This is a genomic window from Variovorax sp. Root473 (genome assembly GCF_001426505.1).
Lineage (GTDB): Bacteria > Pseudomonadota > Gammaproteobacteria > Burkholderiales > Burkholderiaceae_C > Variovorax.
In genome coordinates this window covers 1,862,056-1,877,950 of record NZ_LMEV01000017.1, presented here as the reverse complement: position 1 = coordinate 1,877,950, position 15,895 = coordinate 1,862,056, and the positions used below count along the sequence as shown (strand labels likewise).

The following is a 15,895-nucleotide window of genomic DNA, read 5'->3' as shown; positions in this document are numbered from 1 at the left end:
GCTTGTGGTCATGAAGCGCAACAGCACCTCCCGACCCGCCAGCACCAAGGCCAACGGCGCACCGCCGCCCGAGGTGCCCGACGGTCAGGTCTCGGCCGTGCTGGCGCGCATCGAAACCCTCTGGTCGTCGCTGGGCCCGGTGGGCCAGCGCATCGCCGACTTCATCGTGAAGAACCCGCGCGAGGTGGTCCACATGTCGGTGAGCGAGGTGGCGGAGCGCACCGGGTCGAGCGAAGGCAGCATCGTCGGCCTGTGCAAGAACCTCGGCGCCACGGGCTTCCAGCAGATCAAGATCGCGCTGGCGCAGGAGATCGTTCGGCCGGTGCAGTTCATCCACGAAGACCTCGATCCGCAGGACAAGGCCGACGCGGTCATCCGCAAGATCTTCCAGAGCAATGTGCAGACGCTGCACGACACGCAGTCGATGCTCGACGCGAAGGCGATGGAGCGTGCGGTGCGGCTGTTTCGCAAGGCCGAGCGCATCGAGATCTACGGCATCGGCAGCTCGGCCACCATCGCCGAGGACGCGCACTACCGCATGCTGCGCATTGGCCTCAATGCCAAGGTGGTGGTCGATTCGCACGTGCAGGCCATCAGCGCCTCGCTCACCAATGCGAAGACGGCGGTGCTGACCATTTCGCATTCGGGCAGCACGCACGAGACAGTGACGGCCACGCGCCTCGCGAAGGAAGCCGGCGCGGCCACGGTGTGCATCACCAACTTCGGCAAGTCGCCGATCCAGGCCTTCGCCGACGTGCTGCTGTTCACCATGGCGCGCGAAACCAACTTCCGCACCGAGGCGATGACGAGTCGGCTCGCGCAGCTGGCGATCATCGACGTGCTGATCGCCTGCCTGGCGCTGTCGGACTACGACACCTCGGTGCGCACGCTGCGCCAGACCTTCGACGTGCTCTCGCTCAAGCGGTACTGAGGCGCGGGTTCCACGGCTTCCAGGACCGCAGGCGCCAGCAGCCCGGCGACGGTGGGTGCCACCGCACCCGGCGATTCGCCCACCAGCACACAGGCCAGGCCGAGTCGCGCGGCGCCTTCGCCATCGGTCAGCGGGTTGTCGCCGACCACCACCGTGCCCTCGGCAGTTGCGCCCAGGCAGCGCAGGCCTTCCTCGAACAGCAGCGGCGCCGGCTTGCCGATCACGCGCCACGGCTGCACGCCGCTGGCGGCGACCACGGCCGCAAGCAGCGCGCCGGTCTCGGGCACCACGCGGCCCTGCGGACCCGGGTGCGTGGCGTCTGCATTGGTCACCATCAGCCTGGCGCCGTGGCGCAGTGCGTTCGCGATGACCGAGAGGCGCGCGTGGCTGAAGTGCATGTCGAGCGCCAGCAGCACGACGTCGGCCTCGGCCTCCGCGGACACCAGCCTGCAGCCCTGCGCGCGCGCATAGCGCTGCAGGGCAGGGCTGGCGGCCAGCAGCACGCGCGCCTGCGGATGCTGCTGCGCCAGCTGGCGCACTGCGAGTTCGCCGGCCAGCACGATGCGCGCGGGCGGCACGCGCAGGCCCAGCTTGCGCAGCCGCACCGACAGGCCCTGCGCCGTGTGCGTGGAGTTGTTGGACACGATGGCGTAGCGGTCGTGGAAATGCGCCAGCAGGCGGGCCGCGCCGTCGATGGCTTCCTGCTGGCGCACCAGCGTGCCGTCGAGGTCGACCAGCAGGTGGCGGGCCTGCGCCAGCGCCTGGATGCCGCTGCCGTTCGTGGTCCCTGTTGTCGTGTGATGCGTGCTCATGGATCTCCGGGAGTGGGGCCGTCGTGGGGGCTCGGCCGTGGCGGCGGATTCTATTGAATATTGCTCAGTGATATTTGAATTTTGAAATGAGCTTATTTCATTTTCCTGTCATCTGCGGCTCCTAAAGTTCTCTTCATCGGGGCGTTGCAACCGCACGCCCACCGCTTTCCAAACGAAGGAACCGACCATGAAAAAGCTCCTGGCCCTTGCGGCCGCCGCCCTCTCGCTGGCTGCCGCGCTGCCGCTGGCCGCACAAGCCCAATCGGTGGCCGACGGCTCGCGCGAGCGGCCGCTGCGCGTGCTGCTGATCCCGGCCGACGGCGGCACCGAGTCGGGCACCAAGGCGGACTACGCGCCGGTGTTCAACGCCATCACGCGCAGCACCGGCCTGAACTTCGACCTCAAGGTCGGCCAGTCGTACGGCGCGGTGGTCGAGGGCATGTGCAACCAGCTCGCCGACATCGCCTTCTTCGGCCCCGTGTCGTACGTGCAGGCGAACAAGCGCGGCTGCGCGCAGCTCCTGGCCGTGGGCGTGGAGAAGGGCGCCTCGGTCTACTACGCGGGCATGTTCGCCAAGGCCAACGCGCCCATCGCGTCGGTCAAGGACCTCAAGGGCAAGCGCGTGGCCTTCGGCGACGTCAACTCGGCCTCGAGCTTCACGTTCCAGGTCGCGATGCTGCTCGATGCCGGCATGGACCCGGCGAAAGACCTCGGCGCCATCCGCATGACCGGCAGCCACGCCAGCAGCCTGGCCGCGCTGGTGCAGGACCAGGTCGACGTGGCCTCGCTCTCGTTCGACTCCTACGAGAAGGCCGTGAAGCAGGGCGTGGTCGATCCGAAGACGGTGAAGGTGGTCGCGCGCAGCATGGCCATTCCGTACCCGCCGCTGGCGCTCAACTCGAAACTGCCCGAGCCGCTGAAGGCGAAGCTGAAAGACGCCTTCCAGACCGTGAACAAGGCCCCCGGCGTCACGCCCGACATGATCCGCGGCTACGGCGGCGGCAAGATCGACGGCTACGACACCAGGTTCTCCGAAGCCGAGTTCAACGTCGCCGCCGAGAAGCTCGGCCTGCTGACCGACGAGCTCAAGGGCCGCATCCTCGCCAAGTCCGCCGAGCGTTGAGCGTCGCCATGCTGAATTTCGAATCGGTCGCCATGCACTACGCCGACGGCACGCGCGCGCTCGACGGCGTGTCGCTGCAGGTGCCGGCGGGGCAGTTCTGCGTCGTGCTGGGCGCCTCGGGCGCGGGCAAGTCGACGCTGCTGCGCATGGCGAACGGGCTGGTCAAGCCCACGCAGGGCGCGGTGCAGGTCGAGGGCGTGCAGATCGCCGCCCATTCGCTGGCCCGCATCCGCCCGCGCATCGGCATGATCCACCAGCAGTTCAACCTGGTGCTGCGTTCCACGGTGGCCGACAACGTGCTGGCTGGCGCGCTGCCCGCGGTGCCGACGTGGCGCGCGCTGCTCGGCCTGTTCACCGATGCGCAGCGTGCCAAGGCCTGCGCGCTGATCGAATCGGTCGGCCTGCAGGAGCAGCACCTGCTGCGCCGCGTGAGCGAGCTGTCGGGCGGACAGCAGCAGCGCGTGGGCATCGCGCGCGCCTTCATGCTCGAGCCGCCGCTGGTGCTGGCCGACGAGCCCGTGGCCAGCCTCGACCCGCAGACCAGCCACGATGTGCTGTCGCTGCTGCGCACGCAGGCGCGCGAGCGCGGCACCACGGTGCTGTGCAGCCTGCACCAGATCGAGCTGGCCTGCGAGTTCGCCGACCGCATCGTCGCGTTGCGCCACGGCGCGGTGGTGTTCGACGGCGCGCCCGCGGCCTTCGACCCGAAGGTGTTCGACGCGGTCTACGGCCGCACGCCGGCGCCCGCGCGGCCCGCGCCCGAAGCGCCGTTGCCGCTGCATGCCGGCACGCTGGAGCTGGTGCCATGAGCCGCTCCGCATCCGCCTGGGACCTGCCGCGCCCCTTCGGCGCCCGCAGCCTCGCCGTGCTGCTTCTCGTGGTGGTGGTCGGCTTCTTCGCCGGCCAGCGCGTCGAAATGGGCCGCATGCTGTCGCTCACGGGCGAGGGCGTGCTCGCGGCCGTCGGCCTGCGCGACCAGTCGCAGGTGCTGTCGGGCCTGGGCATCATCGCCAGGTCGCTCTTTCCGCCGCAGGTGTCGCAGCGCACCGAGGTGTCGCGCATCGAGGGCTTCGACCGCGAGCAGCTGCCGTGGTTCTCGCATGTCGAGATGGAGGAGTCGCGCCAGCCCAGGCTCAACCCGCAGACGCTGCAGATGGAAGAGGTGGTCGACCGCCGCGAGGTGCTGGTCGAGCCCTTCGGCTACCTCTGGCATGTGGCGGTGAAGATGCTGGAGACCTTCGAGATCGCCATCTGGGCGACGCTGCTGGCCATCGTGCTGAGTGCGCCGCTGGCCTGGTGCAGCGCGAAGAACTACACGCCGAACCGCGCCGTCTATGCGCTGGCGCGCGGCATCGTCGGCATGTTCCGCGCGGTGCCCGAGCTGGTGAGCGCGCTGTTCCTGGTGCTGGCCTACGGCTTCGGTCCCATTGCCGGCGTGCTCGCGCTCGCACTGCATTCGGCGGGCTTCCTCGGCAAGTTCTACGCCGAAGACATCGAGACCGCCGACGACAAGCCGCAGGAGGCGCTGCGTGCCATCGGCGCGAGCAAGCTGAAGGTGATGCGCTTCGCGGTGCTGCCGCAGGTGATGCCGCAGTTCATCGCCTACACGCTGTACATCCTCGACCGCAACGTGCGCATGGCCACCGTGGTGGGACTGGTGGGCGCGGGCGGCATCGGCCAGGAACTCAAGGGCCGCTACGACATGTACAACTACGCGCACGTCGGAACGATCCTGATCGCGATCTTCCTCACGGTGCTCGTGCTCGACAGGGTCGCAGCCCGCCTGCGCAGCCGCTATGCCTGAGCGCTGACACCCACTCATCCGCCCGCTTCGGGCACCCGACTTCATTGCGTTTCTTCCCGTTCCGGTGCAAGCCCTTCGAGGCCTGCACGGCCCGGCTTCGCCCTGCTTTTCTTCCCACGCCCCTTCGATCCAGAAAAGGACACCTTCATGACCTCACGTTCTTCCCGGTATGGCCTTGCTGCGGCGGGCTTTCTCCTGTGCCTGAGCCTTGCCGCATGCGGCGGCGGAGGGGGCGGTGGCGGCGGCCTGCCGGTGCTGCCGCCCACCGGCCCCACGCCCCCGACCACCACGCCGGAGCAGCCCGGCCCGACGCCGGCGCTGAAGTGCGCGCCCTGAGCCGCCTCCTGTTCATCCACCCGCTTCCCATTTCTTCTGTTTTGTCCTCGCGTTGAAAGACTCCCCATGAACCCCTCCAACCGTCGCGATTTCTTCCGCAAGTCGGCCGGCGCCGTCGGCGCGGCCTCGGCCCTCACGATGCTTCCGCCCACGATCCGCAAGGCGCTCGCCGTCGAGGCCGCGGTCGACACCGGCACCATCAAGGACATCAAGCACGTCGTGATCCTGATGCAGGAGAACCGCAGCTTCGACCATTACTTCGGCACGCTGCGCGGCGTGCGCGGCTTCGGCGACCGCTTTCCGATTCCACTGGCCAACGGCAAGTCGGTGTACTTCCAGTCGAACCCCGCGGGCGGCGCGGAGATTCCGCCGTTCCGCCGCGACTCGACGATCGCCAATGCGCTGATCGGCTCGGGCACGCCGCACAACTTTCCCGATCAGCAGGCGGCATGGAACCAGGGAAAGATGGACCGCTGGATCCAGTTCAAGAACCAGGCCACGATGGGCTACTACCTGCGCGAGGACATCCCGTTCCAGTTCGCGCTGGCCGATGCGTTCACGGTGTGCGACAGCTACCACTGCTCCATCCTCACCGGCACCGATCCGAATCGGATCGTGTTCTTCTCGGGTTCCAACTTCAACCCGGAGTTGCGCAAGAAGGGCATCAACAGCACCGACACCGACTCCGAACCGGTGAACTCGCGCTGCTGGCCCAGCCCGTCGAAATGGGTGGCAGGCCGAGCACAGGAAGCCGACGGCACCGGGCAGAAGGACCCCGCCACGGGCACCTACAACTACAAGTACGTCAACAACGCCTTCAAGTGGGACACGCTGCCGGACCTGCTGCAGAAGAAGGGCGTCAGCTGGCACATCTACCAGAACATGAACAACAACTGGACGGGCGCCATGCACGGAGGCCTGGCCTTCGAGAGCTTTCGCACCGCGCAGCCGGGCTCGCCGATCTATGAGCATGGCCTCACGGGCGGGCCCGACACGGCCGACGGCGCCACCAACTTCCTCGCCCAGCTCAAGCAGGACGTGATGAACGGCACCCTGCCGCAGGTCTCGTGGGTGCTGCCCACGCAGGCGCTGGCCGAACACCCCGGCAGCAGCGAAGGCACGGCCGGCGCCGCCGACTTCATCGCCGACGTGCTGGACGCGCTCACGTCCAACCCGGCGGTGTGGAGCAAGACCGCGCTGTTCGTGACCTTCGACGAGAACGACGGTTTCTTCGATCACCTGGCCATGCCGGCCGTGCCTTCGTACGACGCCAACGGCACGCTCATGGGCAAGTCGACCGTGCCGCTGGAGGGCGAGTACTTCGACGCCTCGGTGGGCAGCTACCTGGCCGCCGCCGACAACACCACCACCGGCAAGATTCGCCCCTGGGGCCTGAGCTCGCGCGTGCCGATGTACGTGGTATCGCCCTGGAGCAAGGGCGGCTGGGTCAACTCGCAGGTGTTCGACCACACCTCGGTCGGCCGTTTTCTCGAACAGCGCTTTGGCATCACGGTCGATGCGATCAGCCCGTGGCACCGCGCCGTCTGCGGCGACCTCACGACCTGCTTCGACTTCGTGAGCCCGAACGATCCGGTCGTTCCCAAGCTGCCCGACACGAGCAACTTCCCCGCGATCAATGCGGCGCAGCGGCTGCTGCCCACGGCCCCCGTGAGGAACGCCCCCGCCACGCCGCAGCCGCTGTACCAGGAGACCGGCACGCGCTTCTCGCGCGCGCTGCCTTACGAACTGCACACCAGCGCACGCGTCGAGCCGCGCGGCCTCGTGCAGCTGGTGTTCGCGAACTCCGGCACGCAGGGCGCCGTGTTCCATGTGTACGACAAGCTGCACCTGGACCGCATCCCGCGCCGCTACACGGTCGAGGCCGGCAAGCAGTTGGCCGACTACTGGAACACCGGCGCCAGCGACAGCGGCAAGTACGACCTGTGGGTCTACAGCACCAACGGCTACGTGCGCAGCTTCCAGGGCGACGCACTGGCCTTCGACACCGCCAGCTTCAAGCCCGAGGTGCAGGTCTGCTACGAGCCGGTCGACGGGCAGGTCTACCTGAAGGTGCACAACACGGGCAAGGCGGCCGGCAAGGTCACGGTGACGGCCAACGCGTATCGCAACGACGGACCCTGGACGCTCGAGGTCGCGCCGGGCGCCACCGGCATGCTGCACTGGAGCCTGGACAAGAGCGGCTACTGGTACGACTTCACCGTCACGGCAGAGCACTTCGAGCGCCGTTTCGCGGGCCGCGTCGAGACCGGCAAGCCCGGCGTGAGCGATCCGGCCATGGCCCTGCACCTGAAGGCCTGATCGTCATGAAGTTCAAGAACAGAACGCGCAGCAAGACCCTGCTCGGGCTGGCCGTGGCCCTCGGCTCGGTCGCCGGCATGGGCATCGCCTCGGCCCAGCCGATCACCTGGGACCCGGCCAAGGGCAACCTGGGCATCGGCGACAAGGCTGGCACGACCGGCGTCACGGGCAGCAACGACCTGGCCTTCGGCAAGGGCGCGGGCAACAACGTCAGCACCAACTGGAACCTGGCCATCGGCGAGGGCGCCGGCACCGGCGTGTCGGGCAAGAACGCCAACCAGGCCATCGGCTACTACGCGGGCACCAACGTGGTCGGCGGCTGGAACCAGTCGATGGGCCGCAGCGCGGGCCAGAACGTGACCGGCGACTACAACAACGCCGTCGGCTTCTGGGCCGGCACCGACGTGAAGGGCAACGGCAACGAGGCCTACGGCAGCAACGCCGGGCGCAACGTAGCCGGCAACGCCAACCAGGCCTATGGCGGCGACGCAGGCCGCAACGTGACCGGCAGCAACAACCTGGCCACGGGGCAGGGCGCGGGCAGCGGCGTCACCGGCTCGGGCAACCAGGCCTCGGGCCAGATGGCGGGCGCGCAGGTGGCGGGCAGCAACAACGTGGCCATGGGCCAGGCTGCGGGCGGCGGCGTGCAGGGCAGCCAGAACCTGGCGCTGGGCACGGCGGCCGGCCAGGGCGTGGTCGGCAGCCACAACATCGCGCAGGGCAGCGGCGCGGGCCAGAACGTCATGGGCACCGGCAACATCGCGATCGGTGCCGACGCCGGCGTGTACGTGAACGCGAACCAGGCGATCTCGCTGGGCAGCGCCGCGCGCGCAAGCGCGGACAACGCCATTGCCCTCGGCAGCAACGCATCGGCCTCGCACGCCAATAGTGTGGCGCTCGGTGCGGGCAGCACGACCACGCGCGGCGCGCAGTCGAACTACGTGGCCGTCGGCATGAACGGGCTGCAGTCGTCGATCGGCGAAGTGGCGCTCGGCAACCGCCAGCTCACCGGCGTGGCGCCCGGCAGCGCGCCCGACGACGCGACCAATGTGGGCCAGGTACAAGGCATGGTGCAGCAGGGCGTGAGCACTGCCAACGCCTATACCGACAGCGTCGCCGCGCAGGGCCTGCCGCTGGGCAAGGCCTACACCGACTTCACGGCCGCGCGCCTGCAGGGCCAGATGGACGAGAACGCGCGGCGTGCCTATGCCGGCATTGCGGGCGTTGCCGCCATGGAGGCTGCGCCTGTCGTGCCCGGCAAGATCAGCTATGCCGTGGGGTTGGGCAACTTCCGCAGTGAAAGCGCGATGGGGGGATCGATCCGTCGCACCTCGCAGGATGGGCGCTACAGCGTGACGCTGGGTGTCGGTGCGAGCAGCTCGGGGGTGGTGAGCCGGGTGGCGTTCACGGGGGTGTTCGACTGAGCTTGTGAATGTTCAGGGCGACGATCCCGCCGACGGGGTACCTTGCTCCGCGAATGTCCCCCGGCCTTCGGGCTTGCGCCCCTCCCCCTTGGTTTCGCTGCGCAAGGCACCCCATCGACGTGATCGTCCTCGGTGCAGTCGTTGATCGGCCAGCACCCGGCGGCCTGTGCACGCGCCCTGAAGAAACTCACTCCCGCGTGAGAACGAAGCGCTTGCGAATCCCGTCAGCCGCGGAAGGCGCGATCCACAGATCGACCTCGCCAGGTTCGACCACAGGCTTCATGTCCCGCCCCAGAAACTGCAGGTCGTCATTGCCGACGGTGAATTCGATCACCTCCGAAGCCCCCGGCGCAATGCGAACCTTGCGGAAATTCTTCAGCTCGCGCACCGGCCGCGTCACGCTCGCCGCGCGTTGGGCCAGGTACAGCTGCACCACTTCCTCCGCCTCGCGCGTCCCCGTGTTCGTGACGGTGGCGCGCACGCGCAGGGTGTTGCCGATGGCGAGGCGGTCCGTGCTCAGCTCGACCTGGTCGTAGCGCACCGACGCATAGCCGATGCCGAAACCGAAGGGGTACAGCGCCTCGTTCGTCGCGTCCAGGTAGCGGGTCTTGAAGGCCGTGCCCGGCGCGCTTTCGGGCGAAGGGCGGCCCGTGCGTTTGTGGGCGTAGTAGTAGGGCACCTGGCCGGCGGTCTGCGGAAAGCTCACGGGCAGGCGGCCCGACGGGTTGAAGTCGCCGAACACCACGTCGGCGATCGCGTGGCCGGTCTGCACGCCGAGGAACCACGTCACGAGGATCGTGCGCGCATCGCGCACGGCCCCCTTGAGCGCCATCGCGCGGCCGTTGCTCAGCAGCACGACCACCGGCTTGCCGGTGGCGGCCACGGCTTCGGCCAGGTCCTGCTGCGCCTGCGGCAGGCCGATGTCGCTGCGCGAGCGCGACTCGCCCGACATCTTCTGGCTCTCGCCGATGGCCAGCACGACCACGTCGGCATCGCGTGCGGCGGCCACGGCGGTCTCGATGCCGCCGGGCAGCGGTGATTCGACGTTTGCACCGCGCGTGACGGTCAGGCGCGAGGCCTCGGTGCCCAGCGCGGCATGCAGGCCTTCGTCGATGCCCACGGGCGCAGACTGGCCCGGGAACAGGCTCCAGGAGCCCATCAGGTCCTTCGTGCCTTCGGCGAAGGGGCCGATCAGCGCGATCTTCTGTGGGCCTGTTTTCGCGAGTGGCAGCAGCTGGCCTTCGTTCTTCAGCATCACGATGGAGCGGCGTGCGCTCTCGCGGGCCAGCGCGATGAACTCGGGGTTTTCCACGCGCTGGTCGGCCGGCGGGCCATCGAGGCCGCGCATCGGGTCGTCGAAGAGGCCGAGCTTGAGCTTGACGCGCAGCACGCGCCGCACGGCCTCGTCGAGCCGCGCCATCGGCACCTCGCCCGACGCCACGAGGTCGGGCAGGTGGCGGATGTACAGGCCGCTTTGCATGCTCATGTCGGTGCCGGCCATGAAGGCCAGCTTGGCGGCCTCGCGGGCGTTGGCAGCGTGGCCGTGCTCGATGAGCTCCTCGTCGGCCGTGTAGTCGGACACCACGAAGCCCTTGAATTTCCACTCGTCGCGCAGCACGCCGGTGAGCAGGGCGGGGTTGGCGGTCGAAGGCACGCCGCCGATCTCGTTGAAGGCGCTCATGACCGACAGCGCGCCCGCATCGAGCGCCGCGCGAAACGGCGGCAGGTAGACCTCGCGCAGCGTGCGTTCGGAAAGCTCGCTCGTGTTGTAGTCGAGCCCGCCCTCGGCTGCGCCGTAGGCCGCGAAGTGCTTGGGCGTGGCCAGCATCGAATCGGCGTTCGCCAAGTTGCTGCCCTGGAAGCCGCGCACGCGCGCCGTTGCGAACTGGCGCGCGAGGTACGGGTCTTCGCCCACGCCTTCGAGGCCGCGGCCCCAGCGCGCATCGCGCGCGATGTCGACCATCGGCGCGAAGGTCCAGCGAAAGCCGTCGGCCGTGGCCTCGACCGCCGCCGCGCGCGCGGTGCGCTCGGCCAGCGCAGGCTCCCAGCTCGAGGCCTCGGCCAGCGGCATGGGGAAGATGGTGCGAAAGCCGTGGATCACATCGGCGCCGAAGATCAGCGGAATGCCCAGCCGCGACTCGCGCACCGCCACCTGCTGCAGCCGCCGCTTGCCCTCGAGGCCGGCGTTGTTGAACAGGCCCGTGAGCCGCCCAGTGCGCACGTCCTCCGTTTCCTGCAGCCCGTTGCGCCAGCCGGCCTGCGGGTTGTTCGGCGTGTTGATGTCGGCCGGGCCGTAGAGGCTGAGCTGGCCGGCCTTTTCCTGCAGCGTCATGCGCGCGATCAGCGATTCGATGCGGGCTTCGGCGGCGTCGGAGGGCTGGAGGCTTTTCGGAACGGACGCCGCGATGGCGGGGAGGGAGAGGGCGGACAGGACGAGGGCGAGAACGGCGGCTTTTCGAACATGCATGGCCGCCTATTCTGCAGACAACCCCCGCCCGCCCCGGCCAGCGGGTTTCCGCCCTGGGCGTAGGGCCTTGTCCGACCCGGGTCCCTTCAAGCCCTGCTGGTCAGTCCGCGCCCAGCCGCAGCCGGCTCGGCAGGCGCTTTTCAATGGCGAACTTCAAGAGCGCCGCGCTGCGAAAGATGCCGTGCGCGAACTTGCCGTAGGGCAGGGTGAGGAAGAGCGCCATGACCACGCCCAGGTGCACCGTCAGCAGCAGCGCCATGAAGCGGGTGTCGCGCCATGCCAGCAGCGCCAGGCCGGTGAGGCTGATGAGCAGCAGCAGCGCGATGAAGCCGCGGTCCATCGGCCGTTGCGCCGCATCGCCGTGCGCAGCGTGGCGCCGCAGGTTCAGCCACAGCAGGCCGACGGGGCCGATCACGAGGCCGATGCCGCCCGTGGTGCCCAGCAGCACCGGCAGGCTCTTGAGCGCATAGGGCGCGTGCAGGTCGAACAGGTAGTGGTAGAGCGTCGCCACGCAGGTCGAGGCGAAGCACAGCATGAAGCCGTAGAAGGTGAAGTGATGGAAGCGCCGGCGCCACAGCGTGAAGCGGTCGTCGTCGTTGTTGCAGCCCTCGCCGTGGCCGCCATCGAGGTACTTCAGGCGCAGCGCGTCGTGCGCGGCCTCCGCACTGGCCGCGCGGCGCACGCCCGGCAGGTCGGGCGCGTTGCCCGGGTCGTTCGCGGGCGACACCTCGCGCCAGAAGCGGCGCGTGCCCATCGCCAGCGCGAACATCACGAACAGGAACACCGCGCCGAACACCAGGGCCAGGAAGTTGTGCGGAAAGATCGCGTAGAAGTTGCCCGCGAGTGGTTCGTGCAAGAGCGTGCCCGACATCGCCACGGCCAGCACGAGGAACAGCGCGAGCCCACCCGCGAGTGCGAGCGCGACGGTGAGCCCCGCCTTCTTGTAGAGCGCGCCCATCACGGGCGGCCAGGCGTAGTCGTGGTAGGTCTGCAGGCGCACCTGCGCCATCGCCTGCGGCACGTTCACCGCGAACGCGTGCGGCGGCGCGTACTGGCAGGCATGCAGGCACGCACCGCAGTTGTGGCAAAGGTTCGCGAGGTAGTGCGTGTCGGCTTTGCCGAATTCGAGCCGGCGCGTCATCGCGGGAAACACGGCGCAGAAGCCTTCGCAGTAGCGGCAGGCGTTGCAGATCTGCAGGATGCGCGCGACCTCGCCTTCGGGCGCGGTCAGCGGCAGGGCAGGCTGGATCGGGATGACACGCGAGGTTCCGATGCCGTCGGCATCGGCGCGGGCGCGTGCAACAAGGTCAGTGAGCTGCTGCAAGGGCGGCCTCCGGGGATTGCTTTGAAATGTTCCTTGCCGCGTTCGCAGCCTGCGTGCCGGCGATGCGCCCGAAGGCCGTGCCGATGCTCATGCCCACGCCGGCCGTGTAGCCCTTGCCCAGCACGTTGCCGGCCATCATTTCTCCGGCCACGAACAGGTTGGGGCTCGGCCGGTCGTCGAAGCGCACGGCGGCGGTTTCGTCCACCTTCAGGCCGAGGTAGGTGAAGGTGATGCCAGGGCGCAGCGGGTAGGCGTAGAACGGCGCGGTGTCGATCGGGCGTGCCCAGTGCGTCTTGGCGGGCGCGAGGCCTTCGGTGTGGCAGTCGTCCAGCGCGGTGTGGTCGAAGCGGCCGACGCGGCAGGCGGCGTTGTAGTCCTGCACGGTGCGCACGAAGGTGGCTTCGTCCAGGCCGAGCTTCTGTGCCAGTTCGCCGAGCGTGTCGGCCTGGGTGCCGCTGAATACCGGCGGCATGAAGCGGCCGACCGCCTGCTGGTCGATGATCGACCAGGCGATCTGCCCCGGCTGCTGCGCCACGAGCCGGCCCCAGATCGCGTAGCGCTTGGGCCAGAAGTCTTCGCCCTCGTCGTAGAAGCGCTGTGCGTCGCGGTTGACCACCACGCCCAGCGACACGCAGTCGATGCGCGTGCAGATGCCGCCGTCGTACAGCGGTGCGCGCGCGTCGATGGCCACCATGTGGCCCTGCGACGGATCGCCGATGCTGTCGGCGCCGGCTTCGATCATGTGCTTGAGCAGCACGCCCTGGTTGAAGCGCGTGCCGCGGATGAGGAAGTTGTCGGCCGGCCATTCGCCGCGCTCGTTCTGGCCCCAGGCCTCGCGCAGCCACTCGCGGTTCGATTCGAAACCGCCCGAGGCGAGCACGCAGCTCTTCGCCTCGATGCGCTCGCCGGCCTCGGTGTGCACGGCCACGAAGCGGTCGCCATCGAGCTCGACCGAGGCCACGGGCGTGTCGTAGCGGATCTGCACGCCGAGCTTTTCGGCGCTGCGGTAGTAGGCGTTGACGAGTGCCTTGCCGCCGCCCATGAAGAAGGCGTTGGTGCGCGCCACATGCAGCGCGCCCGACAGCGGCGGCTGGAAGTGCACGCCGTGGCGGCGCATCCAGTCGCGGCAGTTCGACGAGGCGCGGATCACGAGGCGCGCGAGGTGCTCGTCGGTGAGGCCGCCGGTCACCTTCAGCAGGTCTTGCCAGTACTCCTCTTCAGGGTAGGCATCGACCAGCACATCCTGCGGTGCGTCGTGCATGCAGCGCAGGTTGCGGGTGTGCTGCGAATTGCCGCCGCGCCACTCTTGGGGCGAGGCCTCCAGCAGCAGCACCGAGGCGCCGGCCTCGCGCGCCATCAGCGCGGCGCACAGCGCGGCATTGCCGCCACCGACAACCAGTACGTCTATCACTCGTGGGTCTCCTTGGAATGAAGGAGACTTTAGACAGCGCGGCCTTCACGCGAAAGGCCGATTCAGGCAACAGGTGTTCAGTTGTCGAGAAGACTTGCGCCGGCCCAGCGGCCTTCGCTCACCAGCGTGCGCGCCGTTTCGGCCACCACCACGCGCGCGGCCAGCGCGGCGGGCGAGAGCTCGTCGTCCGACAGGCTCACGAGCAGGTTGCGGCGGCCGACGTGGGCGTCGGCAATCTGCGTGAGCTCGAGGTCGTCGCGGTCGTGCCGCGCGGTGGCGGCACCGGGCTGGATGGTGGCGCCGTGGCCGGCGCGCACCGCGTCCATCAGCAACGCCAGGCCGTCGACCTCGGCCACGATGCGCGGCGCCACGCGCGCCCGCGCAAAGGCGGCCATCAGCGTGGCGCGCAGGCCGTGGCTGCCGCTGGGCAGGATCAGCGGCACCTCGGCCAGCTGCGACAGCCGCACCTTCGCGCCCGTGGGGCGCGGCGACAGCATGGGCGAAGCGATCACGAAGAGCTTTTCGGCCAGCAGCGGCGCCACGCTCCAGCGCCGCGGCGTGTCGGTCTGGAACAGCACGGCCAGGTCGAGCTGGCGCGCGTGCAGCATCGTCGTGAGGTGGCCCGACAGCGCCTCGACCATGTGCAGCCGCACCTCGGGGTAGCGCGCCTGCATGGCCTGCATCAGCGGCACGCCGAGCACGGTGGCGGTGGTGGGCGCCAGGCCCACGCTCACATGGCCCGACAGGCGCGCCTGCTGCGCCGCGCGCACGGCGTCGTCGGCATGGCGCAGCGTGAGCTGTGCCTGGTGCAGGAAGGCCAGGCCCGCGTCGGTGGGCATGACGCCGGTCGAATGGCGGCGCAGCAAGCGTGTCGAGAGTTCGCTTTCGAGCCGGCTGATCTGCTGGCTCAGTGCCGAGGTGACCACCCCCAGCTCCACGGCCGCGCGGCCCATGCTGCGCAGCTCGCAGACCTTGACGAAGTAGCGCAGTTGTCTCAGTTCCATCCGTGCATCATGGCGCAGGCACGACCGCAGGCTGACCGCGCCGCAGCAACAGCCATCCGAACAGTGGGGCGGTGACGTACATCACCACCGAGTAGATGGCGGCCGGCAGTGCCAGCGGAAAGCTGCCCAGCACGCTCACCGCGATGAAGATGGCGAGCGTGGAGTTGTGAATGCCGATCTCGTAGCTGATGGCGGTGGCCAGCGGTTTGTCCAGGCCCGCGGCGCGGCTCAGGTAGTAACCGGCCAGCAGACTCACGAGGTTGAACAGCAGCACCGGAATGCCGATTTCGGCGAAGGTGGAGGTGATGGTCTTCCACTCGTTGGCAATGGCCAGCACCGTGACCACCGCGAGCACCACGGCGCTGAAGATCTTGGTGGGCTTTTCCATGCGCGCCGCGAAGCCGGGCTTGCGCGACGCGACGACCATGCCGATGGCCACGGGCACCAGCACGATGGCGATCACCTCCACCAGCTTGCGCGTCTGCAGCGGCACCACCTGGCCGCTCTGCGCGAAATGATTGATGGCCCAGTTGGCAATGAGCGGCAGCGTGACGATCGACAGCAGCGTGTTCACCGCGGTGAGCGAGATGTTCATCGCCACGTTGCCGCCGAACAGGTGCGAGAACAGGTTGGCAGAGATGCCGCCCGGCGAGGCCGCCAGCAGCATGAGGCCGATGGCGAACACAGGCGAGAGTCCGAAGCCCACGATGATCGCGTAGCAGGCCATCGGCAGGCCGATGACCTGCAGCACGAGCGCGATGCTCACGGCCTTCGGGTGCTTGAAGAGGCGCCGGAAATCGTCGAGCGAGAGCGACAGCCCCAGCCCGAACATCACGAGCGCGAGCGCGCCGAACAGGAACCGGGTCACGATGAGCGTGGTGTCCATGGGGTGTTGTCTCCTCTGTCGTTCTTCGTGAACGAACTTAAAAAAATGGCTGCC

At 68.8% G+C, this 15,895-nt stretch carries 13 protein-coding genes; 7 read left to right on the top strand and 6 right to left on the bottom strand.

Going from position 1 to position 15,895, the window contains the following annotated elements:
- Nucleotides 1–10: 10 nt before the first annotated feature.
- Nucleotides 11–931: a MurR/RpiR family transcriptional regulator gene (locus ASD34_RS22170; protein ID WP_235510157.1), complete on the top strand. Its 921-nt coding sequence runs from the start codon at nucleotides 11–13 to the stop codon at nucleotides 929–931.
- On the opposite strand, the gene ASD34_RS22165 is transcribed toward ASD34_RS22170, so the two are convergent.
- Nucleotides 868–1,743 (bottom strand): HAD-IIA family hydrolase, encoded by an 876-nt coding sequence (locus ASD34_RS22165; protein WP_056582130.1) that lies wholly within the window; start codon nucleotides 1,741–1,743, stop codon nucleotides 868–870. The genes ASD34_RS22170 and ASD34_RS22165 overlap by 64 nt on opposite strands.
- Nucleotides 1,744–1,930: 187 nt before the next feature.
- On the opposite strand from ASD34_RS22165, the gene ASD34_RS22160 reads away from it, so the two are divergent.
- The 6 genes from ASD34_RS22160 (at nucleotide 1,931) to ASD34_RS22140 (ending at nucleotide 8,749) form a co-directional block, all read left to right on the top strand.
- Nucleotides 1,931–2,866, top strand: coding sequence for a phosphate/phosphite/phosphonate ABC transporter substrate-binding protein (locus ASD34_RS22160; protein WP_056582128.1), 936 nt, complete (start codon nucleotides 1,931–1,933; stop codon nucleotides 2,864–2,866).
- Between the two features lie 8 nt (nucleotides 2,867–2,874).
- Nucleotides 2,875–3,675 (top strand): phosphonate ABC transporter ATP-binding protein, encoded by an 801-nt coding sequence (phnC, locus tag ASD34_RS22155; protein WP_082548918.1) that lies wholly within the window; start codon nucleotides 2,875–2,877, stop codon nucleotides 3,673–3,675.
- Nucleotides 3,672–4,670, top strand: coding sequence for a phosphonate ABC transporter, permease protein PhnE (phnE, locus tag ASD34_RS22150; RefSeq protein WP_056582126.1), 999 nt, complete (start codon nucleotides 3,672–3,674; stop codon nucleotides 4,668–4,670). Before phnC ends, phnE begins: the two co-directional genes overlap by 4 nt.
- Nucleotides 4,671–4,817: 147 nt before the next feature.
- A complete protein-coding gene (locus tag ASD34_RS27265) occupies nucleotides 4,818–5,006 on the top strand; it encodes a hypothetical protein (RefSeq protein ID WP_082548916.1) in 189 nt (62 codons plus the stop codon).
- A gap of 66 nt (nucleotides 5,007–5,072) precedes the next feature.
- The gene (locus ASD34_RS22145) at nucleotides 5,073–7,325 is read left to right on the top strand and encodes a phosphocholine-specific phospholipase C (RefSeq protein ID WP_056582124.1); all 2,253 of its coding nucleotides are present in this window, start codon (nucleotides 5,073–5,075) and stop codon (nucleotides 7,323–7,325) included.
- A gap of 5 nt (nucleotides 7,326–7,330) precedes the next feature.
- Nucleotides 7,331–8,749 (top strand): YadA family autotransporter adhesin, encoded by a 1,419-nt coding sequence (locus ASD34_RS22140; protein WP_056582122.1) that lies wholly within the window; start codon nucleotides 7,331–7,333, stop codon nucleotides 8,747–8,749.
- 187 nt (nucleotides 8,750–8,936) lie between these two features.
- On the opposite strand, the gene ASD34_RS22135 is transcribed toward ASD34_RS22140, so the two are convergent.
- The 5 genes from ASD34_RS22135 to ASD34_RS22115 all read right to left on the bottom strand — a co-directional run bounded on the left by ASD34_RS22135 (nucleotide 8,937) and on the right by ASD34_RS22115 (nucleotide 15,841).
- Nucleotides 8,937–11,216, bottom strand: a complete 2,280-nt coding sequence (locus ASD34_RS22135) for a glycoside hydrolase family 3 N-terminal domain-containing protein (protein WP_056582120.1) — start codon at nucleotides 11,214–11,216, stop codon at nucleotides 8,937–8,939.
- 100 nt (nucleotides 11,217–11,316) lie between these two features.
- On the bottom strand, nucleotides 11,317–12,540 hold the full coding sequence (gene tcuB / locus ASD34_RS22130) for a tricarballylate utilization 4Fe-4S protein TcuB (protein WP_082548913.1): 1,224 nt from the start codon (nucleotides 12,538–12,540) through the stop codon (nucleotides 11,317–11,319).
- The gene (tcuA, locus tag ASD34_RS22125) at nucleotides 12,524–13,951 is read right to left on the bottom strand and encodes an FAD-dependent tricarballylate dehydrogenase TcuA (protein ID WP_056582118.1); all 1,428 of its coding nucleotides are present in this window, start codon (nucleotides 13,949–13,951) and stop codon (nucleotides 12,524–12,526) included. The genes tcuB and tcuA overlap by 17 nt, the downstream gene beginning before the upstream one ends.
- Nucleotides 13,952–14,028: 77 nt before the next feature.
- Complete coding sequence (locus tag ASD34_RS22120) at nucleotides 14,029–14,955, bottom strand: LysR family transcriptional regulator (protein WP_056582116.1); 927 nt, start codon at nucleotides 14,953–14,955, stop codon at nucleotides 14,029–14,031.
- A 7-nt stretch (nucleotides 14,956–14,962) separates the two neighbouring features.
- Nucleotides 14,963–15,841, bottom strand: coding sequence for a bile acid:sodium symporter family protein (locus tag ASD34_RS22115; RefSeq protein ID WP_056582114.1), 879 nt, complete (start codon nucleotides 15,839–15,841; stop codon nucleotides 14,963–14,965).
- Between the last annotated feature and the right edge of the window lie 54 nt (nucleotides 15,842–15,895).